Source organism: Natronococcus jeotgali DSM 18795 (genome assembly GCF_000337695.1).
Lineage (GTDB): Archaea > Halobacteriota > Halobacteria > Halobacteriales > Natrialbaceae > Natronococcus > Natronococcus jeotgali.
Window position 1 is genome coordinate 1 of record NZ_AOIA01000159.1, and the last position, 23,702, is coordinate 23,702.

At 68.5% G+C, this 23,702-nt stretch carries 27 protein-coding genes; 11 read left to right on the forward strand and 16 right to left on the reverse strand.

All coding sequences use genetic code 11. The features are described from left to right. Positions 1 to 205 precede the first annotated feature (205 nt). A complete protein-coding gene (locus tag C492_RS19060) occupies positions 206 to 1,741 on the forward strand; it encodes an aldehyde dehydrogenase family protein (protein WP_008426635.1) in 1,536 nt (511 codons plus the stop codon). A 66-nt stretch (positions 1,742 to 1,807) separates the two neighbouring features. Here C492_RS19060 and C492_RS19065 read toward each other — a convergent pair whose 3' ends face one another. Next, positions 1,808 to 2,140, reverse strand: a complete 333-nt coding sequence (locus C492_RS19065; RefSeq protein ID WP_008426636.1) for a 2Fe-2S iron-sulfur cluster-binding protein — start codon at positions 2,138 to 2,140, stop codon at positions 1,808 to 1,810. A gap of 123 nt (positions 2,141 to 2,263) precedes the next feature. On the opposite strand from C492_RS19065, the gene C492_RS19070 reads away from it, so the two are divergent. Next, complete coding sequence (locus C492_RS19070) at positions 2,264 to 2,965, forward strand: class I SAM-dependent methyltransferase (protein WP_008426637.1); 702 nt, start codon at positions 2,264 to 2,266, stop codon at positions 2,963 to 2,965. 225 nt (positions 2,966 to 3,190) lie between these two features. Here the strand turns inward: C492_RS19070 and C492_RS19075 are convergent, their stop codons facing one another. The 7 genes from C492_RS19075 to C492_RS19105 all read right to left on the reverse strand — a co-directional run bounded on the left by C492_RS19075 (position 3,191) and on the right by C492_RS19105 (position 8,396). Continuing rightward, positions 3,191 to 4,009: a carbon-nitrogen family hydrolase gene (locus tag C492_RS19075; protein WP_008426639.1), complete on the reverse strand. Its 819-nt coding sequence runs from the start codon at positions 4,007 to 4,009 to the stop codon at positions 3,191 to 3,193. Continuing rightward, a complete protein-coding gene (locus tag C492_RS19080) occupies positions 4,006 to 4,440 on the reverse strand; it encodes a CoxG family protein (protein ID WP_008426640.1) in 435 nt (144 codons plus the stop codon). The genes C492_RS19075 and C492_RS19080 overlap by 4 nt, the downstream gene beginning before the upstream one ends. 124 nt (positions 4,441 to 4,564) lie before the next feature. Next, entirely contained in the window at positions 4,565 to 4,789 is a 225-nt protein-coding gene (locus C492_RS19085; protein ID WP_008426643.1) for a DUF7123 family protein, read from the reverse strand. Positions 4,790 to 4,881: 92 nt separating this feature from the next. Beyond that, the gene (locus tag C492_RS19090; protein WP_008426645.1) at positions 4,882 to 5,067 is read right to left on the reverse strand and encodes a DUF7525 family protein; all 186 of its coding nucleotides are present in this window, start codon (positions 5,065 to 5,067) and stop codon (positions 4,882 to 4,884) included. Between the two features lie 70 nt (positions 5,068 to 5,137). Beyond that, positions 5,138 to 6,085 (reverse strand): bile acid:sodium symporter, encoded by a 948-nt coding sequence (locus C492_RS19095; RefSeq protein ID WP_239643460.1) that lies wholly within the window; start codon positions 6,083 to 6,085, stop codon positions 5,138 to 5,140. A gap of 70 nt (positions 6,086 to 6,155) precedes the next feature. Next, positions 6,156 to 7,187 (reverse strand): phosphate uptake regulator PhoU, encoded by a 1,032-nt coding sequence (locus C492_RS19100; protein ID WP_008426649.1) that lies wholly within the window; start codon positions 7,185 to 7,187, stop codon positions 6,156 to 6,158. A gap of 102 nt (positions 7,188 to 7,289) precedes the next feature. Beyond that, positions 7,290 to 8,396, reverse strand: coding sequence for an ATP-NAD kinase family protein (locus C492_RS19105; RefSeq protein WP_008426652.1), 1,107 nt, complete (start codon positions 8,394 to 8,396; stop codon positions 7,290 to 7,292). A gap of 96 nt (positions 8,397 to 8,492) precedes the next feature. Between C492_RS19105 and C492_RS25635 the strand changes: the two genes are divergently transcribed. After that, complete coding sequence (locus tag C492_RS25635) at positions 8,493 to 8,618, forward strand: hypothetical protein (RefSeq protein ID WP_008426653.1); 126 nt, start codon at positions 8,493 to 8,495, stop codon at positions 8,616 to 8,618. 19 nt (positions 8,619 to 8,637) lie between these two features. On the opposite strand, the gene C492_RS19110 is transcribed toward C492_RS25635, so the two are convergent. Genes C492_RS19110 through C492_RS19125 form a run of 4 tightly spaced genes read right to left on the reverse strand, consistent with a single transcriptional unit; the run spans position 8,638 to position 11,874 of the window. Beyond that, positions 8,638 to 9,330, reverse strand: a complete 693-nt coding sequence (locus tag C492_RS19110) for a competence/damage-inducible protein A (protein WP_008426655.1) — start codon at positions 9,328 to 9,330, stop codon at positions 8,638 to 8,640. Positions 9,331 to 9,386: 56 nt separating this feature from the next. Next, positions 9,387 to 10,151 (reverse strand): ABC transporter ATP-binding protein, encoded by a 765-nt coding sequence (locus tag C492_RS19115; RefSeq protein ID WP_049893195.1) that lies wholly within the window; start codon positions 10,149 to 10,151, stop codon positions 9,387 to 9,389. Positions 10,152 to 10,153: 2 nt separating this feature from the next. Next, positions 10,154 to 10,867, reverse strand: a complete 714-nt coding sequence (locus C492_RS19120; RefSeq protein ID WP_193364872.1) for an ABC transporter permease — start codon at positions 10,865 to 10,867, stop codon at positions 10,154 to 10,156. Positions 10,868 to 10,869: 2 nt separating this feature from the next. Next, positions 10,870 to 11,874 (reverse strand): substrate-binding domain-containing protein, encoded by a 1,005-nt coding sequence (locus C492_RS19125; RefSeq protein ID WP_008426660.1) that lies wholly within the window; start codon positions 11,872 to 11,874, stop codon positions 10,870 to 10,872. Between the two features lie 211 nt (positions 11,875 to 12,085). Between C492_RS19125 and C492_RS19130 the strand changes: the two genes are divergently transcribed. The 5 genes from C492_RS19130 to C492_RS19150 all read left to right on the forward strand — a co-directional run bounded on the left by C492_RS19130 (position 12,086) and on the right by C492_RS19150 (position 16,060). After that, positions 12,086 to 12,544 carry a 6-pyruvoyl trahydropterin synthase family protein gene (locus C492_RS19130; protein ID WP_008426662.1) on the forward strand — a complete coding sequence of 153 codons (459 nt, stop codon included), beginning with the start codon at positions 12,086 to 12,088 and terminating at the stop codon, positions 12,542 to 12,544. A gap of 1 nt (position 12,545) precedes the next feature. After that, the gene (locus C492_RS19135; protein WP_008426664.1) at positions 12,546 to 13,325 is read left to right on the forward strand and encodes a 7-carboxy-7-deazaguanine synthase QueE; all 780 of its coding nucleotides are present in this window, start codon (positions 12,546 to 12,548) and stop codon (positions 13,323 to 13,325) included. Between the two features lie 21 nt (positions 13,326 to 13,346). Further along, on the forward strand, positions 13,347 to 14,084 hold the full coding sequence (queC, locus tag C492_RS19140; protein ID WP_008426666.1) for a 7-cyano-7-deazaguanine synthase QueC: 738 nt from the start codon (positions 13,347 to 13,349) through the stop codon (positions 14,082 to 14,084). An 82-nt stretch (positions 14,085 to 14,166) separates the two neighbouring features. Then, the gene (locus C492_RS19145; protein WP_049893196.1) at positions 14,167 to 14,940 is read left to right on the forward strand and encodes a DUF5518 domain-containing protein; all 774 of its coding nucleotides are present in this window, start codon (positions 14,167 to 14,169) and stop codon (positions 14,938 to 14,940) included. Positions 14,941 to 15,010: 70 nt separating this feature from the next. After that, positions 15,011 to 16,060, forward strand: coding sequence for an NAD(P)/FAD-dependent oxidoreductase (locus tag C492_RS19150; protein WP_008426670.1), 1,050 nt, complete (start codon positions 15,011 to 15,013; stop codon positions 16,058 to 16,060). A 187-nt stretch (positions 16,061 to 16,247) separates the two neighbouring features. Here C492_RS19150 and C492_RS19155 read toward each other — a convergent pair whose 3' ends face one another. The 3 genes from C492_RS19155 to C492_RS19165 are packed head-to-tail and all read right to left on the reverse strand — an operon-like array spanning position 16,248 to position 18,138. Beyond that, positions 16,248 to 17,432 carry a M24 family metallopeptidase gene (locus C492_RS19155; protein WP_008426671.1) on the reverse strand — a complete coding sequence of 395 codons (1,185 nt, stop codon included), beginning with the start codon at positions 17,430 to 17,432 and terminating at the stop codon, positions 16,248 to 16,250. 53 nt (positions 17,433 to 17,485) lie between these two features. After that, positions 17,486 to 17,779 carry a DUF7521 family protein gene (locus tag C492_RS19160; protein WP_008426673.1) on the reverse strand — a complete coding sequence of 98 codons (294 nt, stop codon included), beginning with the start codon at positions 17,777 to 17,779 and terminating at the stop codon, positions 17,486 to 17,488. Beyond that, positions 17,779 to 18,138, reverse strand: coding sequence for a winged helix-turn-helix domain-containing protein (locus tag C492_RS19165; RefSeq protein ID WP_008426675.1), 360 nt, complete (start codon positions 18,136 to 18,138; stop codon positions 17,779 to 17,781). The genes C492_RS19160 and C492_RS19165 overlap by 1 nt, the downstream gene beginning before the upstream one ends. A 110-nt stretch (positions 18,139 to 18,248) precedes the next feature. Between C492_RS19165 and C492_RS19170 the strand changes: the two genes are divergently transcribed. Next, on the forward strand, positions 18,249 to 20,024 hold the full coding sequence (locus C492_RS19170) for a carbamoyltransferase family protein (RefSeq protein WP_008426677.1): 1,776 nt from the start codon (positions 18,249 to 18,251) through the stop codon (positions 20,022 to 20,024). A gap of 221 nt (positions 20,025 to 20,245) precedes the next feature. Then, entirely contained in the window at positions 20,246 to 21,541 is a 1,296-nt protein-coding gene (gene aroA, locus C492_RS19175) for a 3-phosphoshikimate 1-carboxyvinyltransferase (protein WP_008426679.1), read from the forward strand. 38 nt (positions 21,542 to 21,579) lie between these two features. Here the strand turns inward: aroA and C492_RS19180 are convergent, their stop codons facing one another. After that, positions 21,580 to 22,311: a GNAT family N-acetyltransferase gene (locus C492_RS19180; RefSeq protein WP_008426681.1), complete on the reverse strand. Its 732-nt coding sequence runs from the start codon at positions 22,309 to 22,311 to the stop codon at positions 21,580 to 21,582. Positions 22,312 to 22,416: 105 nt separating this feature from the next. On the opposite strand from C492_RS19180, the gene C492_RS19185 reads away from it, so the two are divergent. Further along, a complete protein-coding gene (locus C492_RS19185) occupies positions 22,417 to 23,691 on the forward strand; it encodes an alkaline phosphatase family protein (RefSeq protein WP_008426683.1) in 1,275 nt (424 codons plus the stop codon). Positions 23,692 to 23,702: the final 11 nt, after the last annotated feature.

Consider the following 23,702-nt stretch of genomic DNA (forward strand, 5'->3'; position numbering starts at 1 on the left):
AGAGATGTGTATAAGAGACAGGCCCTCGAGCCCGACACCGACGAGATGGACGAGACCGGCGACGAGCGCCATCCCGACACTGAGGAGGCGCCCCCGGAGGGCGATCGGACGGTAACGAAGGACCGCGGGGAGAAAGCGGACCGCTGATCCGGGCGACGCCCCGACCTCCATCAACGTTTTCACGTCGTTCGTCGTCTGTTCACGCATGAGTCGACAGGCTACCGAGCAGGTACACGACCACTACATCGGCGGCGAGTGGACCGACGGGAACGGCTCGAAGACGTTCGCGAGCGAGAATCCGGCGACCGGGGAGACCCTCGCGGAGTTCCGGCGCGGGACCGCCGAGGACGTCGACGCCGCCCTCGAGGAGGCCGACGAGGCCTTCGAGGAGTGGCGCTCCCTGTCCTACATCGACCGCGCGGAGTACCTCTGGGACATCTACCACGAGCTACGCGAGCGCCACGAGGAGCTGGGCGAGATCGTCAGCCGGGAGTGTGGCAAAGAGATCAGCGAGGGGAAAGCCGACGTCACGGAGGCCTGGCACATGGTCGAGTGGGCGGCGGGCAACGCCCGCCACCCCCACGGCGACGTCGTCCCCAGCGAGGTCGCGGGCAAGGACGCCTACATGCGCCGGAAACCCAGGGGCGTGGTCGGCTGTATCACCCCCTGGAACTTCCCGGTCGCGATCCCGTTCTGGCACATGGCGATCGCGCTGGTCGAGGGGAACACGGTCGTCTGGAAGCCCGCGGAGCAGACGCCGTGGTGCGGCCAGATCATTGCGGAGATGTTCGACGACGCGGGCATCCCCGACGGCGTCTTCAACATGGTCCAGGGCTTCGGCGACGCCGGCGCCGCGATTACCGACGACGAGCGCGTCGACACCGTCCTCTTTACCGGCTCCGCGGAGGTGGGCCAGGAGATCGCCAGCAAGGTCGGGGGCGAGCCCGGCAAGCTCGCGGCCTGCGAGATGGGCGGCAAGAACGGCATCGTCGTCACCGAGGAGGCGGATCTGGACGTCGCCGTCCACTCGGCGATCATGTCCTCGTTCAAGACCACCGGCCAGCGCTGCGTCTCCTCCGAGCGATTGATCGTCCACGAGGACGTCTACGACGAGTTCAAGGAGCGGTTCGTCGAGATCGCCGAGGATATCGCCGTCGGCGACCCGCTCGAGGAATCGACGTTCATGGGGCCGGCGATCGAGGCCGAGCACCTCGAGAAGATCGAGAAGCACAACGAACTCGCCCGCAAGGAGGGCGCCGACGTCCTCGTCGACCGCTTCGAACTCGAGGAGAGCAAGATCCCGGAGGGTCACGCCGAGGGCCACTGGGTCGGGCCGTTCGTCTACGAGATCGAGTACGACACCGACCTGCGCTGTCTGAAAGAGGAGTGTTTCGGCCCGCACGTCGCCCTGCTCGAGTACTCGGGCGACATCGCCGAGGCCGTCGAGATCCACAACGACACCCCCTACGGGCTGGCGGGGGCGATCGTCTCGGAGGACTACCGCCAGATCAACTACTTCCGGGACCGCGCCGAGATCGGGCTGGCGTACGCGAACCTGCCGTGTATCGGCGCCGAGGTCCAGCTGCCGTTCGGCGGCGTCAAGAAGTCGGGCAACGGCTACCCCAGCGCCCGCGAGGCCATCGAGGCCGTCACCGAGCGCACCGCCTGGACGATCAACAACGCCGAGGACATCGAGATGGCCCAGGGCCTTTCCGCGGACATCCTCACCCGCGACGACTGAGCGGTCCTCGAGTCGGGCTGCGTTTTCGACGCGGCGACCCGTCGGACGACGGGATAATCCGCGACCTTAGTCGCGCGACGACTCCACTCGGCGCTGTCCCCAGAACCCGCCGTGTTTCTCGACCGTCAGGTCGCCCCGCACCTCCGTCTGACAGGACAGCCGCAATCCCGCGTCGGGATCGTGCGGCGGCGCCGAGAGCCGGCGTCTCTCGCGGGACGTCGGCTCGCTCGCGGGGCCGTCGATCTCCACCGCACAGGTGCCACAGGTCCCGTGGCCCCGGCAGTTCAACAGGGCCGCCCGCCCGTTGTGCGGCGACAGCCCCGCCTCGAGCAGGACGTCCCGGAGGATCGATCCGTCCTCGCAGTCGATCTCCTCCCCTTCGAAGGTAACCGTCGGCATGGGACCGGGTACGGGACGCAGGACCAAAGACATTTGTGGCCTGCTACCACGAGACACCGTCTACTTACTCCTCGGTACCAACCCTCACTCACGCTTACGGCGTCCAAAACTGTGTCACACAGTATGACGGACCACGATCCGTTCGGTCGCGCCGTGCGCGACCACTACCGCGGCGAGCGGACGACACCGCTGCTCGATCGCGACGGCGAACGGACCCGCGAGCACGCCGTCGAGAAGTGGTACTTCGGCGACCACGACGAGGACGCCTGGCGCGACGCGTGGCTGGAGGGCCCGCTGCTCGATATGGGGGCCGGTGCGGGGCGGGACACGCTGTACTACCAGGAGCGGTTCGAAACCGTCGCCATCGAGGTGAGCGAGCGCCTCGTCGACGTGATGCGTGATCGGGGCGTCGAGGACGCCAGGCTCGCCGACATGTTCTCGCTCCGGGAGAGCTTCGACCGCGACCGGTTCCGGTCGGTCCACGCGATCGGCACGCAGGTCGGACTGGCCGGTTCGATGAGCTCCGTCCGGGAGTTCCTCGCCGACCTGGCGGTCGTGACGACACCCGACGCCACCGCCGTGCTGGACAACTACGCGCCCGAGCTGGCGGCGACCGCGGACGCCTTCGGCTACCGCGAGGACGCCGCGCCCGGACTGGCCTACAGAGTGTATCACTGCGAGTACGAGGGCGATGTCGGTCGGACGCTGCTGTTTCGATTGTTCAGCGTCGATCGGCTCCGGGAGGCGACCGTCGGCACGCCGTGGACGGTCGCCGCGGCCCGGTACGGCGACGTCCAGTGGCGGGCCGCCCTCGAGAAGCGGTGACTCGTCCCTCGAGTCGAAGACGACGCTCGAGGGCGGGAGGCGAAAGACGCGGGCGAAAGGAGTGGCGCGGACGAAGGCGAGCCGACGGGAGTGGGGTCGCTCGATCCCGGGAATCGAGCGAGCGCGGCCGGAGCGACGCGCAGTGCCGGTCTGACGTGAAAAGCGCCTGTAACCGGCATCGGAGACAACGTCGTCGGTGGATAAAAAAACAGCGGTCGAGCTCGACTACAGTCGGCGGTCCCGAAGGGCGGGAAACTCCTCGCGGACGTCGGCGACCGTCTCGGGCTCGATCTCTGCCGTCACGAGGGCGGGATCGTCGCCGCTCGAGGAAAGCGTCACGCCCCAGGGGTCGTAGACCGTCGAGCGACCCAGCAGGGTCGCGTCCTCGAACTCGCCGGCTCCGTTGACCGTCGCGACGTAACACTGGTCCTCGATCGCCCGCGCCCGCGAGAGGGTCTCCCAGTGTTCGATCCGGGGGTAGGGCCAGGCGCTGGGAACCACCAGCAACTCGGCGCCCGCGTCGACCAGCTCGCGGTACAGCTCCGGGAATCGGAGGTCGTAACAGGTCGTCACGCCGACCGTCACGTCGCCGACCGCGGCGGTCTCGATGCGCTCGCCCGGGACCAGCAGCTCGGCCTCGGCGGACTCGTAGCCGAAGAGGTGGTGTTTGCGGTAGACCAGCTGTACCTCCCCGTCGGCGTCGAACAGCGCGGCGGTGTTGGCCAGCCCCTCGTCGGCGGGCGTCTCGACGGTCTCGGTCGCGGCGAGATCCTCGACGATGGTGCCCGCGAGGACGGCGATCCCGTGCTCCGCGGCGGCCTCGCCGAGTCGGGTAAACGTCTCCCCTCCGAACGGCTCCGCGTAGCGCTCGTAGAGCTCGAACGCGAAGTAGCCGACGTTGAACAGCTCCGGCAGGGCGACCAGGTCGGCGCCCCGGTCGGCGGCCCGCTCGACCGCCGCGAGCGCGCGCTCGACGTTGCCCTCGACGTCGCCGGCTTCGATCTCGAGCTGGGCGAGCGCGAGCTCGAGTCCGTCGGCGCTCACGGCGATCCCTCCAGGTCGCGCTCGAGCGCCCGGCGGAGGTTCTCGAGCTCTTCGTCCAGGTTGCGCTCGAAGAACGTCTCGACGCCCGGCAGCTTCCCGTCGACGACGAACTCGTTCTCGAGGCGGCTCCCGGTCTCGGTCTCGACGATCCGGTGCTCGCCGGTGACATCGAGTCCCTTCGAGCGCCCGGTGAACTTGACGTACTCGGGGGGACGACGGGTGACGTCCTCGGTCTCGACGGCGACGGTCCGGCTAACGAGCGGGATCGGAAGCGCCACCTGCCAGGTCGCCCGCCGCCCGTCGGGGCCGCCCACGGAGTACTCCTCGACGACGCTGATCGCTCGGGCGCGGTTCTCCGGATCCGCGATAAACTCCCAGACGCGCTCTGGCGGGGCCGACAGCTCGAACGACCGGTCGACGCGTACAGTCATGCCACTACCTGGGGCGTTCTCGGGTAAAAAGACCACGAACCCTCGTACGACCTCCTGTACGCCGTTTCCGGAGCGACCGCAAAACGGCGCGCGGCGATCCGCGAACTCCTCACGGCGGGCCGTCTCAGCTGACGGTGACGCGCCAGGTCGTCGAGCGGGCCCGGCCCCACTTCTCGATGTCGACGTCGTCGGACTTTTCCGCGAGGTGGGGGAGGCGAGCGCCGACCTGTTTCGACGAGAGTCCGATCGCGTCCGCGATGTTTTTCGCGCGGAAGTACTCCTCGCCGCGGGCGGCACTCTCGCGGAGGTACGACAGGATACGCCGCTCTTCGTCGGAGTAGTTCGTCATCGTCCGTACTCGACGTAGGTCGTCGGTGGTATTAACGTTTGATGCGGGCGGCGCTCTCGAGGGGCCGCCGGGACCGGCCGATCCGATCGACGTCAGTCCCAGTAGAGGTGGATGGCGACGACCGCCAGCGAGCTGAACAGCATCGCCGCGGCGAATCCCCACGCCGCCGTGATGTCGGGGGCGCCGAGTCCCATCGCGAACGCGCCGATGGTCGCGACGGCGCCGAGCGCGATCGCCAGCCCCAGCCCCTTGTCCGTCGACTCCGATTGCGTAGCCATACTCGAGGGTTCCGAGCAAGGCCCCTTAATTGCATCCATTCGCGCAATCCGCCGGCGGCGTCGGCGTCGCTCAGGACCGACCGGGGACGGAGCCCTCGAGGTGGCGAACGAGCGAGCTGCTGACGACCTGCTGGACGACGTAGAACGCGGTGATGCTGGCGACGACGGTTCCGCCGCCGACGACCGCGCCGACCATCACCGAGACGCTCATGTTCTTCATCGAGCTCGAGAACAGTACGGTGATGCAGTCGTCGCTTCGCATTCCGCGGGCGTAGAGTCCGTACGCGACCGCGGCGCTGAGGGCGATCGAACCGATCGCGACCGCGCCGACCGCCGCGAGCTGGGTCGCCTCGACCGCGAGGGTCGATCCCCCGACGCCCGCGTAGATCAGGACGCCGATCGTCGCGACCGAGAAGTCGTCCAGCGTGTCCTCGGAGACGGTCCCCCCCGGAACCGCGTACGCGAGCGCGCCGCCGGCGAGAACGATCGCGGCCAGCTCGACGACCAGCTCGCTCGCCGAGACCTCGACGGCCGAGTCCGCGAGCAGCGCGATCAGCGAGGGCATCGCGAGCGGCGCGAGTCCCATCGATGCGAGGACGACGACGGTCGTCAGCACCGTGTTGCCGCCGCTCAGGCGCGTCCAGATGATCGAGCTGCCGGCGGCCAGCGGCGCGGAGAGGACGACGAGCACGCCGAGTAATATCTCGCCGGAGAGCGCGACCGAGGCAAGCGGGTACAGCGCGACCGGGACGAACAGGTAGAGGCAGGCCAGCGAGACGACGACCGGAGTCGAAACGCGCTGGTCGGTGGCCTCGTCGACGCTGAACCCGTAGAACCCCGTGAATATCAGCCCGGCGACGAGCGCCGGGAGCAGCGGTTGGAGCGGGGCCGAAAGCGCCGGGACCGTCACTCCGGCGAGCGTCGCTCCGATCACGACCAGAAGCGTGCGCTGGGATCGAACTACAGTCCGGAGACGGGCGATGTGTCGGACGATGGCGGCGAGTAACGAAGTCGCCACGCATGAATCTTTCCACTCTGAATATACCGAATTAAAATTGGTGAAAAACGCGCGGTCGCGGCGGCCGCGATCAGCTGATCGTCGTGTGCTCGGACTCCTCGTTGAGCGCGAGGTTCGCCGCGATCTCGGCGTTTCGCATCGCGTACTGGGCGGTCTGCTGGAGGCTGACCAGCACCTCCCGCACCCGAAGCAGGTCCTCGTTGGCCATCTCGGGCAGTTCGTCGAGGATCTCGTCCTCGCGGTCGGCGATCTCGTGGAACAGCGACCGCACCTCGTTGGACTTGTCGTAATCGCGCTCGACGGCCGCTTCGACGGCGAGCGCGGTGATCTCGTCGACCAGGTCGTTCAGTTCGCGGATGTCCCGCATGATCGCACTGTCGATGTCGAGGGTGTGACCCTCGGTCTCCATGACGATGTCGGCGATGTCCTCGGCGTTGTCGGCCGTGAGCTCGAGGTTCTTCGCGATCGAGCGGTAGCCGATCAGCGGGAAGCCGCTCTCGAGTCCGACCGCCCGCGCGAGGTTGGGGTTCTGGTAGGCCGTAAAGATCAGGCGCAACAGGAGCACGAAGATCTTGTTGGCCTGGCGCTCGCGGTTCAGCGCCCGCTGGGCGAGGTCGGGGTTGCCGTGGGCCAGGGCCTTGATCGCCTCGCCGCGCATCGTGCTGCCGGTTCGCTCGAGGCGCTCGAGCAAGTTGTCGAGCGTGAAGTCCTCGGGGTCGACCGAACAGCGAATCGAGATGTTCTCGGGGGTCTCCTCGATCACGCCCAGTCCCATCAGCTGGGTCTCGGCCTGGTAGACGGCGTTGATGTGCTCGGAGTCGAGCGCGCCGTTCTCGCGCTGGATCCGGATCACTCGCCGGCCGAGGACGTACTGGGCGACGATCGCGCGCTCGACGGCCGGCGCGTCGAGTTCGTCGACGTGGATGGTCGCCTCCGTCTCTTCGGTGTTCGCCGATTCGGGCATCACCGTCAGCGTCCCCTTGCCGCTGGTTCGAATCGTCACCTCGTCGCCCTTCTCGACGTCGTGTTCGCCCGCCCACTCCGCGGGGAGGGTCATCGCGAGCGTCGAGGGACCGAGCCGCTGGACTTTCCGCGTTTCCATGGGGCGAGGTAGGCTTTAGCCCACCTTAATCCTGACTATACACACAGTATATCGTCACTCGTGGTAATATAGTTCTGCGATTCACGAGAAGCGCGCACATCCTTAAACAACTTTCACGAGCCGCGTCGTGAACCGCCCCGTCCGGACCTTCATCCAGCCCCGCAACTCCTCGTCGACGTCGTCGTCGTCGGTGTCGACTCGGAGCGCGTCGATCGCGTCGAGCTTCTCGCCGGCGGCGACGACCGCGATCTCGTCGGCCCGCCGGATGACCGCGGGCGAGAGCTGGTGGTTGCCCCGACCGAAAACGAAGCCCTGGCCCCCGATCGGCGAGACGACGATCGTCGCCGGTTCCGCGAGGACCTCGAGGATCTCCGCTTCGGCGGCGTCGGTCGCGAGGACCTCGCCGTCGCGCCAGACGTCGACCCCCAGCGGGGAGGCCTCGATCCCGAGTTCGGCCTCGATCGCGCCGACGGTGCCGCCCGGGCCGAAGACGTAGGTTCGACCCTCCTCGATCTCGCGGGCGAATCCCGCTGCCAGCGAGTCGACGCTGCCGCTCGAGACCTGCTTGCCCGACTGGACGTCCGGCGCGACGGGCACCGGGACGACCGCCCGCAGCTCCGAGCGGACCTCCCCCTCGCGGTAGGCCGCCTCGTCGATGTCGTTGACCTCCCGGCGCTCGACCGCGTCGAACCCGGCCGCGATCCGTCCGGCGTCTCTGGGGGTGACGGCGAACACCGAGGAGTAGATCTTGACCCCCGCGGGCACGCCGAGCATCGGCGTCTCGTCGCCCCCCTCCTCGAGCACGCCGGCGACGTCGACGGCCGTCCCGTCGCCGCCGACGAACAGGACGAGGTCGACCCCGCGCTCGAGGACGGCCCGCACCGTCGCCCGCGTGTCCTCGGCGGTCGTCTCTGCCTGGCCGGGATCCTCCGGGGGTTCCTCGGCCGATCCCGCCCACGGATCGTACACCACCTCGGGATCGAACCCGGCGTCTCGAGCCGCGTCCTCGCCCATCGGACCCGCGGCCGCGTACACCGTCAGATCGTCGGCCTCGCGGGCCAGTGCCTCGAGGGCCCGCCGGGCCCGCTCGGGCGCCCGCGTGGTCGCTCCGCGCTGACGGGCCTCCGCGATTTTGCCGTCGGTTCCCTTCAGTCCGACCCGCCCGCCCATGCCGGCGATCGGGTTGACGACGACGCCGATCGTATCCATGGCCGTTGTTCGGGGGCGGCGACAAAAGCCGTGTGGCTTTCCACCGAGCGACACGTTTTCTGAAAGACTAAGAGGGATCGGATCCGACCGCGACGCATGAACGAACTGACTGCCGTCGTGCTCGAAACGGAAACGGCGCTGCCGATGGACCTCGTCGGCTGGGGAGTCCTGCTGGTGAGCCTCGCGGTGACGATCGCCTGGATGACCCACCTCTACCGGTAGAACGGCCCGCCGAAACCTGCTACCGCTCCTCGACCGTCTCGACCCGCTCGCGGAGCCACGCCGCGGCCGCCGCGACCGCGTCCTCGTCGGTCCCGGAGAGTTCGATCCTGACCGACTCCCCGGGGTAGCTGCCGACCGCGACGTCGAACTCCTCGCGCAGCGACTCGAAGCGATCGAGCAGGGCGCTCTCGGGTTCGTCGGCGACGACGGTCTCCCGGTAGGTTCGCGCCCCCGAGAACTCGTCGGCGACGGACTCGAACATCGCCCGCATCTCGGCGGGCACGCCCGGGAGGACGTAGACGTTCTCGCAGACCGCGCCGGGAGCGACGCCCTCGCCGTTGTGCAGCGGCCGCGCGCCCGCGGGAAGGTCGGCGGTTCCCGACGTCAGGTCCGCCCGCGAGTAGCCCCGGTCCTCGAGCCACTCGAGGGCGGTCTCGTCGGGCTCGAGGTCGCGGTCGAACGCCGCGGCGATGCCCGCCATCGTCACGTCGTCGTGAGTCGGGCCGAGTCCGCCCGTGACGACGACGGCGTCGTAGGCCGCGCTGTAGTCGCCGACGACCGACGCGATGTCCGCGATCCGATCGGGGACGGTCGTGACCCGCTCGAGGGTAACCCCGCGCTCGGCGAGGCGCTCGCAGAGCCAGGTGGCGTTGGTGTTCGTCGTCCGTCCGGCGAGCAGTTCGTCCCCGACCGTCACGATCGCGGCGTTCATGCCCGCGTCTTCGAACCCGCGGTTGAAATGTCTCCGGAAACCGGGGACGTACTCGGTCAATATATCAATTCCCCCGCGATGAATTTCCGAGTGCGGTCGTCCGACGGACTCTCGAAAATCGCTTCCGTTGGACCGATCTCGACGATGCTGTCGTCGAGCAGTACTGCGACCCGGTCCGCAACACGCTCCGCTTGATGCATATCGTGTGTCGCCACGACGACGCCGATCCCTCGGTCTCGAGCCTCGGACATCGCGTCCTCGATGACTGCGGTGTTTCGCGGATCGAGATCCGACGTCGGTTCGTCGAGCAGCAAAATATCCGGGTTGTAGGCTAGTGCACGGGCGAACGAAACTCGCTGTGCCTCTCCGCCAGAGAGCGAGTCCGCGTGCTGGTCCGTTTTCTCCGTCAATCCGACGATCTCGAGGGATTCACGAACGGCGTCGGCAGTTCCGTTCGAACTAACGATCGAGTGAAGCTCGCTGCGAAGACGATCGGACCACGATCTGCGGACTCGGAGCCCGTATTCAACGTTGCGAGCGACCGAGGCGTCGAAGAGACTCGCCTCCTGGAAGACCATCCCGATATGCCGCCGCAACGAGAGACGCTCGGAGTCGTCGACGGACCAGACGTCCGTTCCGTCGAACTCGACGGCCCCGCCGTCCGGCTCGAGGGCGAGCGAAAGCATGCGAAGCAGCGTCGTCTTCCCGACGCCGGACGGCCCGATGACGGCGACGATCTCGCCGGTTTCGACGTCGATGGAGAGGTCTCGGAACACTCGGTCGGATTGATACGCGTGCGCCACGTCGGTTGCTCGAAGCACTATCATTGCACCCCCTGATCGCCGAGTCGGACGACGATCGCATTGACCAGCAACACGAGTACCACCAGGATCACGCCGAGTACCATCGCGGTCTCGTACTGCCCCTGACGGGCCTCGAGTTGGATGGCGGTCGTTAGCGTTCGCGTCTTCGAGATCCCGTCTGCACTCGTAATGTTGCCGCCGACGATGAGGACGGATCCGACCTCGCTGACGGCCCGGCCGAACCCGGCCAGAATCGCCGTGACGATCCCGTACCGCGCCTCCTTGATGACGACGAGCGCCATATCGAGGCGCGTGCCGCCGAGGACGCGCGCGGCGTCGCGGACGTTCTCGCTCACGCCGGTGATGGCCGCGAGACTGATCGCCGTAATCGGCGGCGTCGCGAGTACGAACTGCGACATGATCATCGCTTCCTTGGTGAAAATAAGGTCCAGCGATCCGAGCGGCCCCTGGTTGGAGACGGCGAACAGCACCAGCAGGCCGACGACGACGCTGGGAAATCCCATTCCCGTATTGATAACCGATTTCACGAACTGCTTGCCGGGGAACTCGGCGAAACCCATCACGATGGCGACCGGGATGCTAAACAGCGTGCTCAGCGTCACGGCGATGAGGCTCACGTACAGCGAGACGGAGATGATGCTCCAGACGTAGCCTTCCCTGAACGGCAGGTCGACGACGGCCGGAAGTAGTTGTACAACTGACTCTAGGGGCACGGTCACTCGGTGGACGAATCGTTACTCTCGGAGGCGTTCCCGCTCTCGGAGGAATTCCCGCTATCCGAGGAGTTCTCGCTACCCGATGCGTCGCTACTCCACCCTTCCGGAACGTACTGCTGGAAGTTGGGGTCCTCGGAGACCGCTTCAGGGAAGAACAACTGTTCGTCGTTGACCTGGTACTCCGAGATGGCGTTCTGTGTTTCGGGGCTGGTGATCCACCCGATGTAGGCCATCGCGAGGTCGTAGTTGGCGCCGTCGTGCACGCCGGGATTGGCCGCCATGACACCGTAGGGGTTCGCGAGGATCTCCGGACCGTCCTCGATGGGACCTTGCACCAGGATGACGAGATCGAGCTCCGAGCGCTGAGAGATGAACGTCCCGCGGTCCGAGAGCGTGTAGGCGTCCTGCTGGTTGGCATTGTTCAGCGCTTCGCCCATCCCACTCCCCGTTTCCTGATACCAGTCGCCGCCCGGCTCGACTCCCGCCTCCTCCCAGAGGTTGCGCTCCTTGGTGTGGGTTCCGGAGTCGTCTCCGCGCGAGACGAACGGCGCCTCCGATTCGGCGATGGCGCCGAGCGCCTCGGTCGCCGAATCCATACCCTCGATCCCCGCCGGGTCGCTCTCCGGACCGACGAGGACGAAGTCGTTGAACATGAGGTCTCGACGATTGACCCCGTAGCCGTTGCGCATGAACTCGTCTTCGAGGCCGCGGGCGTGGACCATCACGACGTCGGAATCCCCGTTGCGCGCCGACTCGAGGGCCGCACCCGTTCCCTGTGCCACCGCGTCGACGGAGACGCCGTACATGTCCTCGAACGCTGGGTGGATTTCGTCGAGCAGCCCCGTGTCGTAGGTGCTCGTCGTCGTCGTGAGCGTTAGCGTTTCACCGGCTACGGCTGCGTCTTGCTGATCGGTGTCGCTTCCGGTCAGTTGCGAACAGCCGGCGATGCTCGCGATAGCTCCCGCACCGATCCCCGTAACGAATTGCCGCCGTTGTATCGGCATAGATACACCGTCGAACTAGCGGCAGATATAGCTTCCGCCAGCGGGTTGTCGCTACGCGCTGTGGGTTGTGTCCTCGGATTCGTTCTATAGCTGCCTCGAGGAAATCGCACGGTAAACAGAGACGGTGAACCGGGAATCCGCCGCAGTCTCGCTGGCCCCCGCCTCGAGGGCGGATCGACCGCCCTAAGTATTCGGCTACGAATATCCCAGTATGACCGAGAAGCTCGCCGACACCGAGGGAGCCGACGTGGTCGGCACCCCTCGCGTCCTCCACGTCGGTCGGGATCGACCGATTCGGATCAGCACCGGCCACCGTCTGCTCCACCACGACGGCAAGTGTGCCCGCCCGCACGGCCACAACTACGAGATCGCCGTCGCCGTCGAGGGCGAGATCACCGACGAGGGCTGGGTCGCCGACAAGGGCGATATTACTACAGTGATCGACGAGTGGGATCATATGTTCCTGCTCGAGCGCGGCGATCCCCTGATCGAGGCCTTCGAGGAGGCGGGCGACGACGACGGCGTCGTCGTCCTCGAACACCCGCCCACCGCCGAGGTGATGAGCGTCGTCCTCGAGGCGAAACTCGAGGCGGCCCTCCCCGAGACCGTGACCGACGTCGCCGTCCGGGTCGAGGAGACCAGCGAGCTCTGTGGCGGCGGGGAGTTCTGAGATGCCCGTCTCCGACTCCCCGGACCGCGAGTGCGCCGCCGACCGCGACACGGGCGGCGAGGGGCTCCCGATCAACGAGCTGTTCTACTCGCTGCAGGGCGAGGGAACGCTCGCCGGAGTTCCGTCCGTGTTCGTCCGCACCAGCGGGTGCAACCTGCGGTGCTGGTTCTGTGACTCCTATCACACCTCCTGGGAGCCGACCCACGCCCGGATGAGCCTCGAGGAGATCCTCGCGGAGGTCGACTCCCACGCCGAGGCCGACCACGTCGTCCTCACGGGCGGGGAACCCCTGCTCCACGAGGGAAGCGTCGACCTGCTCGAGGCCCTCGAGGCTCGGGGCTACCACACCACCGTCGAGACCAACGGGACGATCCACCGCGAGGCGCCGATCGACCTCGCCTCGATCAGCCCGAAACTCGAGAGCTCGACGCCGACGTCAGAGCGCGACCCGAACGGAGAGGGTGAGTGGGCCGAGCGCCACGAGAACGACCGCATCGACCTCGAGGCGCTCTCCGCGCTCGTCGAGGAGTACGACTTCCAGCTGAAGTTCGTCGTCACGGACGAGGGCGACATGCCCGAGATCCGCGAGCTGCTCGCCGACCTGCGGGACGCCGCGAGCGTCCCGATCCGCGACGAGGACGTCCTCCTGATGCCCGAGGGCGCCACCCGCGAGCGACTCGCGGAGACCCGCGGCCGCGTCGCCGAGCTGGCGATGGACCACGGCTTCCGGTACACGCCCCGCCTGCACGTCGACCTCTGGAACGACGCCCCCGAAACGTAGCCGACGACACCGACCCACACGATGACCGACGACACCACGCCGACGACCGACGAACCGACCGAAAAACGCGCCGTCGTCCTCCTCTCCGGCGGGATGGACAGCGCCACCGCGGCCGCCGTCGCCCGCGAGCGGGGCTACGAGATCTACGCCTTGCACACCTCCTACGGCCAGCGCACCGCCGAGCGCGAACTCGAGTGCGCCCGCCGGCTCGCCGACGCGTTCGACGCGGCCGACTTCCTGCGGATCGAGACGGGCCACCTCTCGGCGATCGGCGCCTCGAGTCTCACCGACGACGAACTCGAGGTCGCCGACGCCGACATGGACAGCGAGGAGATCCCGACCTCCTACGTCCCGTTCCGGAACGCGAACCTGCTGGCGATGGCGGTCTCCTACGCCGAGGCCAACGGCTGCGAGGCGGTCTTCATCGGCGCCCACAGCGAGGACTTCTCGGGCTATCCCGACTGCCGACCCGAGTTCTTCGAGGCCTTCGAACGGGTCGTCGACGTCGGGACGAAACCCGACGCCGAGATCGCGATCGAGGCGCCGTTCGTCGAGGAATCGAAGACCGACATCGCCGAGCGGGGGCTCGAACTCGACGTTCCGTACGAGCACACCTGGAGCTGCTACCGCGAGAACGAGCCCGCCTGCGGCACCTGCGACGCCTGCGCCTACCGCCTGCAGGCGTTCCAGCGACTGGGCGTTCGGGATCCGATCGCGTACGACGAGCGCCCCTCCTACCTCGAGGACGGGTCGGCGTAGCGGCCGTCGCCGAAAGCGCGTTCGCACCGCTTCCCTCGTCGAACCCAGTTATAAGGTACCGCACCGCATACGAGCTACCGGTATGGGATCGACACCGACCGAAGGGGTGGATCGGGAGCGGCGCTCGGCCGGCGACGGAACGGTGCCGGCGTTCGTCGACTGGCTCCTCGCGGCCGTCGTCGCGCTGGTCGGCCTGCTCTCGGTGGCCGCCGGAAGCGCGCTCGCCGTCCTCGTCGACCGGGACGCGCTCGCGGCGGGAATCGAGGACGAAACGGTGACGGTGACGGTCGGCACGACCGAGCTGACCGACGCCGAGGCGCTCGAGGTGGCCGACGCCGTCGTCTCGTGGACCGGGACGGGACTGGTGGTCGTCGGCGTCGGAACGGTGCTGGTCGCCGTCGGCTACCTCGTCGCGCGACGGCGCGCCCGCCGCCGGCGCGAGGCGGGCGAATCCGCCGACTCGTACGGCGCGTACGTCCTCGTCGGCGCCGTCGTCACCGTCGCGCTGTCGTTCCTTCCGTTCTCGCCGGCGCTGGGCGGCGCGCTGGCGGGCTACCTCGAGCGCGGCGAGTCCGATCGAACCGTCAGCGTCGGCGCGCTCGCGGGGCTGGTGCCCGCGTTGCCGGCGCTTGCGATCCTCGCGTTCGTCCTGGGTGGACTGGTCGCGGGGCTGGTGACGATCGGTCAGGTCGGGGAGGCGGTCGTCGTCGGGACGATGCTGTTGCTGTCGGGACTGCTCGTCGCGACCCTCGCCGGCGCTCTCGGCGCGGTGGGTGGGTACGTCGGCGGGCGGTTCGCGCAGCGTCGCGACCGTCGGATCGACGCTCGCCGATCAGCGAGCGACGGGAACCCATAGCTCGAACGTCGAGCCGGCAAGCCGCGCCGGCTGCGCGAGTCTACTTCAGGGCCGGCCCCGAACGCCGCGTATGGAACGGATCGGAATCGTCGGCGCCGGCGCCGGCGCGGCCGCCGCGGCGTTCGCCCTCGAGGACGCGACCGCCGAGACGTCGGTGACGGTGCTCGAGAAGTCGGGCGGGCTCTGCGGGCGGGCCGCGACGCGACGCCGGGACGGCGTCGTCTACGACTACGGCGCGAACTACCTCAAAGCCGACGACGAGCGGGTCGTCGAACTGGTGACGGAGCGACTCCCGACCGACGGGCTCGTCGACGTCGACGCGCCCGTCTGGACGTTCGACCGCGACGGCGGGATCGAACCGGGTCGCGACGCCGACGATCACAAGTGGAGCTACGAGCGGGGACTGACCCAGCTCGCCAAGCGGCTGTTCGCCCGCACCGACGCGACGATCCACCGGGAGACCCGCGTCGAGCGACTGGTGCGAGACGACGCGGCGGGAACGTGGACCCTCGAGGACGCCGCGGGCAACCCGTGGGGCCCCTACGACGCCGTCGTCCTGAACCCGCCGGCGCCCCAGGCGGCCGCGGTGCTCGAGACGAGCTCCTGGGACGCCGATCCGCGCGACTCGCTGGTGGCGGCGCTCGGAGACGTCTCCTACCGTCGGGTCTGGACCGGGGTCTTCCACTACCCGTTCGAACTCGAGGTCCCCTACTACGCGCTGGTCAACGCCGACAAGGACCACGAGGTGGGCTGGGTCAGCCGCGAGGAGTGTAAACCGGGCCACGTCCCCGACGGGGAGTCGCTGCTGGTCGTCCAGGCGAACCGCGAGTGGTCGGTCGCCAACGAGGGTCGCGATCCGGAGCGCAACCTCGCCGAACTGGCCGCCGTGACCGCCGGGCTGCTCGAGGACGACCGCCTCACCGACCCCGACTGGACCGACCACCAGGGCTGGCGCTACGCGATCCTCGAGGACGGCGCGCCGAGCGAGCCCCTCCGGCGGGCAGAGTCCGCGGGGCTGTACTGCGTCGGGGACTGGGTCGCCGGCGAGGGGCGGATCCACGCGGCGCTGCGAAGCGGGCTCGAGGTCGGCGAACGGATCGGCGCCGACCGCCGTCGCTGAGCGGTCGGGACGGCGGCTGGCGGTCGACGGGATCGCTTCTGGCACAAAAGGGGGAAGAGGGGTGGATCAGCCGGGACGGCGTACCAGCGATTCGGACGCAGTTGGGGGGATCGGTCCCGGCTATCTTTTCGTATCCCTCAGCATAATAAATACTTTGTGGGATAGATGGAATAAAAGAGGGAGGCGCTTAGGTCGCCCGCGGCTCGAGCGCGACCGGGTACTCGGTCAGGTTCTCGTAGCCGTCCTCGGTGACGACGACCAGGTCCTCGATGCGGACGCCGCCCACCTCGGGATCGTAGAGTCCCGGCTCGACGGTGACGACGTGGCCCGGCTCGAGTTCCCCGCCCGTCGGCGAGAGGCTCGGCCGCTCGTGGATGTCGAGGCCGACGCCGTGGCCGGTGCTGTGGATGAAGCCGGTGTCGGTGCTCGGGTCGCTTCGCAGCGTCTCGTAGCCGGCGTCTTCGATCACGTCACAGACCGCGTCGTGGACGTCCGCGCCCGCGACACCGGCCTCGATCGTCTCGAGGGCGGTCTCGAACGCCTCGCGGGTGACCTCGTAGCGGCGCTCGAGCTCCTCGCTCGGTTCGCCGCGGACGAAGGTGCGGGTCATGTCGCCGAAGTATCCGGTTCCCTTGTCCCGCGGGAAGATGTCGATCACGATCGGTTCGCCCGCCTCCAGGGTACCGCTGCCGCGGTTGTGGGGGTCGGCGCCGTCGGCGCCGCAGGCGACGATCGTCTCGTCGAGCGCGCAGCCGTGGCGAAGCAGCGTGATCTCGATCTCCTCTTTGAGGCGCTCGCTGGTCAGCTCCTCGCCGTCGCGGACGAGCACGCCGTCCTCGATCTCCGCGGCGGCGACGAGCCCCTCGGCGGCGGCCATCGCGGCCTCGTTGGCCGACTGGGTCGCGCCGATCTGGTTCGTCTCCCAGGGCGTTTTCCGGGATCGGATCTCCTCGACGACGCCCTCGCGCTCGACCGCGACCTCGAGGCCGCGCTCTCTGAGCCCGTCGGCGGTCCCCGTCGGGAAGCTCCGCGGGACGGCGATCGAGTCGACCCCGTGATCGGCGAGGAAGGCGGCGATCGTCCGCACCCGCCCCTCGTCGGCGCCGTGTTCGGCCACCAGCTCCTGGTAGTCGTAGTCGGCCCGTCGACACACGGAGTCGGCGTCGGCCTCCTTTCGCGCCCGGCCGTACTCCAGTCCCGAGACGAGCAGGTGGACCTCGCCGTCGGCGGTCACGAGCGTCTGGTAGGCGTCCGGCGCGGTAAAGCCGGAGACGTACCGCTGGTCGGAGTCGGAGTCGTCGTCGTCGATGAGGTAGCCGTCGTGGGACCTCTCCTCGAGGACGGATCGCAGCGGGTCGAGATCGGTTTCCATGTCGGGTGGTTGGGGAACCCCCGCACATAATTGCGCGGGTTGCGAGCCGGGGACTACGGACCGGACCGCAGCGAGAACAGTATCAACAGCATACCGGCGGAGACGAGAGTCGCCTGGACGAGCCCGGCCGACGAGACCGAGATCCCGGCGAGTTCGTACAGCATCCGCTCGCAGACGGCCCCGGTCCCGATGAAGACGAACCCGCCGGAGACGTACAGCATCGGCTCGCTGCCGCTCTGGCGGTAGCCGTGAAAGGCCAGGTAAGCGATCGTCAGGCTCAACGCGACCACGACGAGTTTCGCCCCGTAGGCGGCCATCATCTCGGCTCCGGGGACCGTCGTCTCCATCAGTCACCACCCCGGAGTTCCTCCCAGAGCTCGGTGAAGTTGCTCGCGAGGTCGTCGCGGGTGTCGACGACGACCCGGAGCTCGTCGCCCTCGAGGGTCGCGTGTACGGACTCGACCGCCGTCCGGTAGACGCTTCGGTGCGAGCCGTCCGGATCGACGACCGTCGTCTCCTCGAGCAGCCCGTGATCGTCGAGCGTATCGACGCGCCGATAGATCGTCGGCAGCGAGGCCTCGCAGGCGTCGCTGAGCGCCTTGGCCGTCATCGGCTCGTCGTTCGCGGCGGTCAGGATTCGGCGCGCGTACGGGTCCGCGAGCAGATCCAGTACCGAACCGGAATCGTCGCCGGCGTTGGATTGCACGCACCCCTGTAGTGTCGGGAGTGATATATATCCGACGCTTTTCTGATCGAGATAATTCCCAGGGGGAATTTTGAGTCGTCTCCCCCTCGTGACCGAACGAGTCCCCGCCAATGAGTTCGTATATTCTCGCCTGCAAGCCTGCGATCGGACTGTACGGCCAGCACGACCCGAGCGCCGTCCTCTTCGAGAACGGCCGGCCCGTGTTCGGCATCGAAGAGGAGCGACTGACGCGGGACAAACACGCCGTCGACACGTTCCCCGAGCGCGCGATCCGGGCCTGCCTCGAGCACCGCGACCTCGAACTCGCGGACCTCGATCGGATCCTGTTACCCTACGATCCGCAGCTCCGGTCTCGGATCAGCGACCACTACGTCACCGACGCGATCCGCGCTCCCGGGCTCGCCAGGAAGGCGTCGGCCCTCGAGAAGACCGTCGTCGACGAGATCCGGAGTCGCTTCCTTCCGACTCGGCAGGTCGAGGACCGCCTCGCGTCGATCGGAACGCCGGTGCCGCCCGTCGAGTGTCGCGCCCACCACCGCTGTCACGCCGCGAGCGCGTTCCACCCCTCCGGGTTCGACGACGCGCTGGTCCTGACGGTCGACGCGAAAGGCGAGTACGATTCGACGGTCGTCTGGCGGGGCACTCCCGACGGACTGGCGCGGGTCCGAACCTACGAGCACCCCAACAGTCTCGGGCTCTTTTTCGCGATCGTCACCGAGTATCTGGGGTATCGGATGTTCAACGGCGAGGGGAAAGTGATGGGACTGGCGCCCTACGGCGAGCGCCGCCCCGAGATCGAACGCACCCTGCGCGGCCTGATCGACACCGGCGTCGACTACGACGTCACGCCGTTGACGAAACGCTGGGGCACCGGCTACGGCGTCGAGAAACTCGAGGACGCGTTCGGCCGCCCGCGAAACGACGAGCCCGGCCAGTTCGACCAGTGGGAGAAAGACCTCGCCCGCACCGCCCAGGCGCTCCTCGAGGAGACGGTCTGTGAGATCGTCGAAGCCTACCTCGGCGCCTCCCGCTCGAACGACGTCGCACTCGCCGGCGGCGTCGCCCTGAACTGCAAGCTCAACAAGAGCGTCCGGGAACTGGAGGCCGTCGACGACACGTTCATCCAGCCGGTGGCCCACGACGCCGGGCTCGCGCTCGGCGCCGGTTGGCTCGACCGCCGCCCCGACGGCGTCGAGCCCCAGACGACGGTCTACCTCGGCCCGGAGTACGAGACCAGCGAGATCGAGTCGCTGCTCGAGACCAACAAGATCCGGTACGCCAAACCCGACGACCTCGAGGGCTACGTCGCCGAACGGCTGGCCGAGGGCGCCCTCGTCGGCTGGTTCCAGGGACGCATGGAGATGGGCCCGCGGGCGCTGGGCGCCCGGAGCATCCTCGCCGATCCCCGCACCGCCGAGTCGCGGGACCGGGTCAACAGGTACGTCAAACACCGCGAGGAGTGGCGCCCCTTCGCCCCGTCGATGCTCGAGGACGCCGCCGAGGAGTACCTGATCGACGGCGGGTCCGCGCCGTTTATGATCGACACCTTCGACGTCCGCCCGGAGAAGGTCGACGACCTCGAGGCGGTGCTTCACCCCGCCGACGACTCGACCCGGCCCCAGACCGTCCGCGAGGACCAGCACCCCCGGTACCACCGACTCATCTCGGAGTTCGAGTCCATCACCGGGGTTCCGGTCGTCCTGAACACCTCGTTCAACGACCACGCCGAACCGATCGTCACCACGCCGACCGAGGCGGTCAAGGACTTCTACGGGATGGGCCTGGACGTCCTCGTCCTCGAGGACTGCGTCGTCGAGAAGCAGGCCGAGACGCTCGAGGACGCTCGTGGTGGTGAGGCCGTCGTGGCCGGCACGACCGGCGAGTAGCGCTTCGGGTGCTTCTACGACGGATCCACTCGTGTAGTGTGTTAGCACTGCCCGCACATAGCTCTCGGTTTGATACCGTCACTTTCCCGGCCGCGGGCTGTTTCGACATCGGTCTCCGAGCGCGACGCCGATCCCGCTTCGCTCGAGGAGCTCCCGTCTCGTTCCACTCACAATACTACCAGCACCGGTACCGTGATGGGGCGCCCCTTCCCAGGACCAGTATGGACGTCACCATCACTCCCTCCCGCGTCGCGGGACGGGCTCGAGCGCCGCCCTCGAAGAGCTACACCCACCGCGCGATCCTCGCGGCCGGCTACGCAACCCAAACAACCGTCCGGGACGCCCTCTGGAGCGCCGACACGAAAGCCACGGCCCGTGCGGTCTCGCTGTTCGGCGGGAGCGTCGATCGCAGCGAGGACGACAGCCTCGAGGTCGCGGGCTTCGACGGCCAGCCGGGCGTTCCGGACGACGTCATCGATTGCGAGAACAGCGGGACGACGATGCGGCTGGTGACGGCCGCGGCCGCGCTGGCCGACGGAACGAGCGTCCTTACCGGGGACGAGTCGCTTCGGAGTCGACCCCAGGGTCCGCTGCTCGAGGCGATCGCAGACCTCGGGGGCGAGGCCACCAGCACTCGCGGGAACGGCCAGGCGCCGCTGGTCGTCACGGGACCGATCTCGGGCGGCGAGGTCTCGATCCCGGGCGACGTCTCCTCGCAGTACGTTACGGCGCTGCTGATGGCCGGCGCGGTCACCGAGGACGGCCTCGAGATCACCCTCGAGACCGAGCTCAAGTCGGCGCCGTACGTCGACATCACGCTCGAGGTGCTCGCCGATTTCGGCGTCGAGGCCGAACGGACCGAGCGCGGGTTCGCCGTCGCGGGCGGCCAGCGCTACGACCCTGCGGGCGGAGAGTACCGCGTTCCCGGGGACTTCTCCTCGATCTCGTACCTGCTCGCGGCGGGCGCCGTCGCCGGCGACGAGGACGGCGTCCGGATCGCGGGCGCCCGACCGAGCGCACAGGGAGACAAAGCGATCGTCGAAATCGTCGCGGAGATGGGCGCGGACGTCGACTGGAACCGCGAAGCAGGGACGATCGACGTCGCCGCGGCCGACCTCGAGGGGATCGAGGTGTCGGTCGCGGACACGCCGGACCTGCTGCCGACGCTCGCGACGCTGGGGGCGGTCGCCGACGGCGAGACCCGAATCGTCGACGCCGAGCACGTCCGGTACAAGGAGACCGACCGCGTGAGCGCGATGGCCGAGGAACTCGAGAAGTTGGGCGTCGAGACGATCGAAGCGCCGGACTCGCTGACGGTTCGTGGCGGCGAGTCGACCCTCGAGGGCGCCGCGGTCGACGGCCGGGGCGACCACCGGATCGTGATGGCGCTGGCCCTCGCCGGACTCGTCGCCGACGGCGAGACGACGATCGCGGGCGCCGAGCACGTCGACGTCTCGTTCCCGACGTTCTTCGAGACCCTCGAGGAACTGGGCGTCGCCCTCGAGCGCGAGGAGTAGGGACGCGGTCCCGATCGTCGACTGCGATCGCCGCCTCCTCAGAACGTGTAGGCCATCAACACCTCGTCGACGAACTCGCCGTCGATCGTGTAGTGGTTCCGGCGGATGCCCTCGGTGTTCCAGCCGTGGCCCTCGAGAAAGGCCAGGGCCTCGTCGTTGGTCGCCGGAACGCTGTTGTACACCTTCCGGTAGCCGTTGGCCTCCGCCCAGTCGACCCCGCGGGTGAGCAGGGCGTCGCCGACGCCGCGCCTGCGGTGGTCGGGGCGGACGCCGACGGTGAGCTGGGCCGTCTCGCGGAGCTTCTCGACCTGCGGGAGGTCGAGGTGGACCCAGCCCGCGACCTCGTCGTCGACCGTCGCGACGAAGAACACCCGCGACTCCACGGTGTTGTGGCGGGTGACGGCGTCCTCGTACAGCAGCTGTTCGGCGACGCTCTCGGCGACGACGTACGACTCTTTCGACGTTACCTCGCGGATCGCGTCCACGAGCCCGTCGAAGTCCCGATTCTGCCCGGGTCGGATGAGGTAAGTCGCGTCGTCGGTCTCGTACTCTTCGACGGAGCCGACGTCGAGCGCGAGCCGGACCGTGCCGCCGCTCTCCTCGAGGTAGCCCTTGGTCTCTAACTCCTCGAGCGCCGATCGAAACCGCGCGGGCGAGAGCGACGTCAGCTCGCGAAGCCGGTGTCGAGCCGCCGTCCCGTGCCGTTCGACGTGCTGGTAGACCGCCTTGCTCTCCTCGCTCTCGAACGTCGGCCGCTCGGGTGCGCGCATACGGGGTGTCATCGCACGGGACGGGTATAGTCCTTGCTATCAGGTACCAATTAACAAGGATCGGTCGCCGGAGGGACTTTTTCCGATGGGCCCGTCGACACGGGTATGCGCGCGTCCCTCGAGTCCCGGCTCCGCGAGCGGTCCGGCGAGGACGGGATCGTCTTCCCGGCGTACGACGACTACTCCTTCGCGAACGTCCCGGAGACGGCGCTCGCCGTACTCGACGACGCGTTCGAGCGACGGCTGCCCGCCGACGTCCTCGAGGGCGTCGCGACCGACGTCGACAACGTCGTCGTCTTCCTGCTGGACGGGTTCGGCTACGAGCACTGGAAGCGCCACCGCGGCGCCCACGAGTTCCTCCGCCGGATCGAGGACGCCGGGACGGTGGCGCCGCTGACGGCGGTCTACCCCTCCGAGACGGCCGCGGCGCTGACCACCGTCGCCACCGCCGCGCCCCCCGTCGAACACGGCCTGCTGGGCTGGTTCCAGTACCTCGAGTCGGCGGGACGGATCGTCGAGACGCTCCCGTTTCGCACCCTCGAGGGCGATCCCCTCGCGGACGTCTCGCCGACGTCGTCGGCGACCGAGCTGTTTACCGGGCGGTCGATCTACGAGCGGGCCGAGCAAGCGGGGATCGACCCGTACGCGATCCTGCCCGCCGAGTTCGTCGAGTCGGGCTACACCCGCGCGACGGCCGCGGGCGCCACCCGGGTCGGGTACGACACCGCGACCGACCTCGCGCTGTCGATCCGCCGCGCCCTCGAGGTGTCGGCCGATCCGGCCTACGTCTACGCCTACGAGCCGACGATCGACGCGATCTCCCACGCCGAGGGAACCGGAACCGAGCGCTACCGACAGAACCTCGCGGCCGTCCTCGAGCGCCTGCAACACGAACTGCTCGAGCGCCTCGATCCCGACCTCGCGGCGCGGACGCTGCTCGTGGTGACGGCCGACCACGGGATCGTCGACACCGCGCCCGAGGAGAACGTTACGATGACCGACTGGGAACGGTGGCCGTCGCTGCGGGAGACGTTCCGCCGCGACGAGGCGGGCGAGCCCCGTCTGCCGACGGGCAGCCCCCGAAACGTCCACTTTCACGTCCGCCCCGACCGCCTCGAGGAGGCCCGCGGGATCGTCGAGGCGGCCCTCGACGGTCGGACGTTCACCCGCGAGGAGGCTCTCGAGGGCGACCTGTTCGGCCCCGGCGAGCCGTCGGCGCTGTTCGAACGGCGCTGCGGCGACCTGATCGCGGTCCACCGCAACCGCGGACTGTGGTGGGCGGAGATGGACTCGATCGGGATGCACGGCGGGCTCACGGACGAGGAGATGCTGGTTCCCCTGGCCGCGGCCCGGCTCGACGCGCTGCGGGCGAGCCGGTAGCGTCTCCCGTC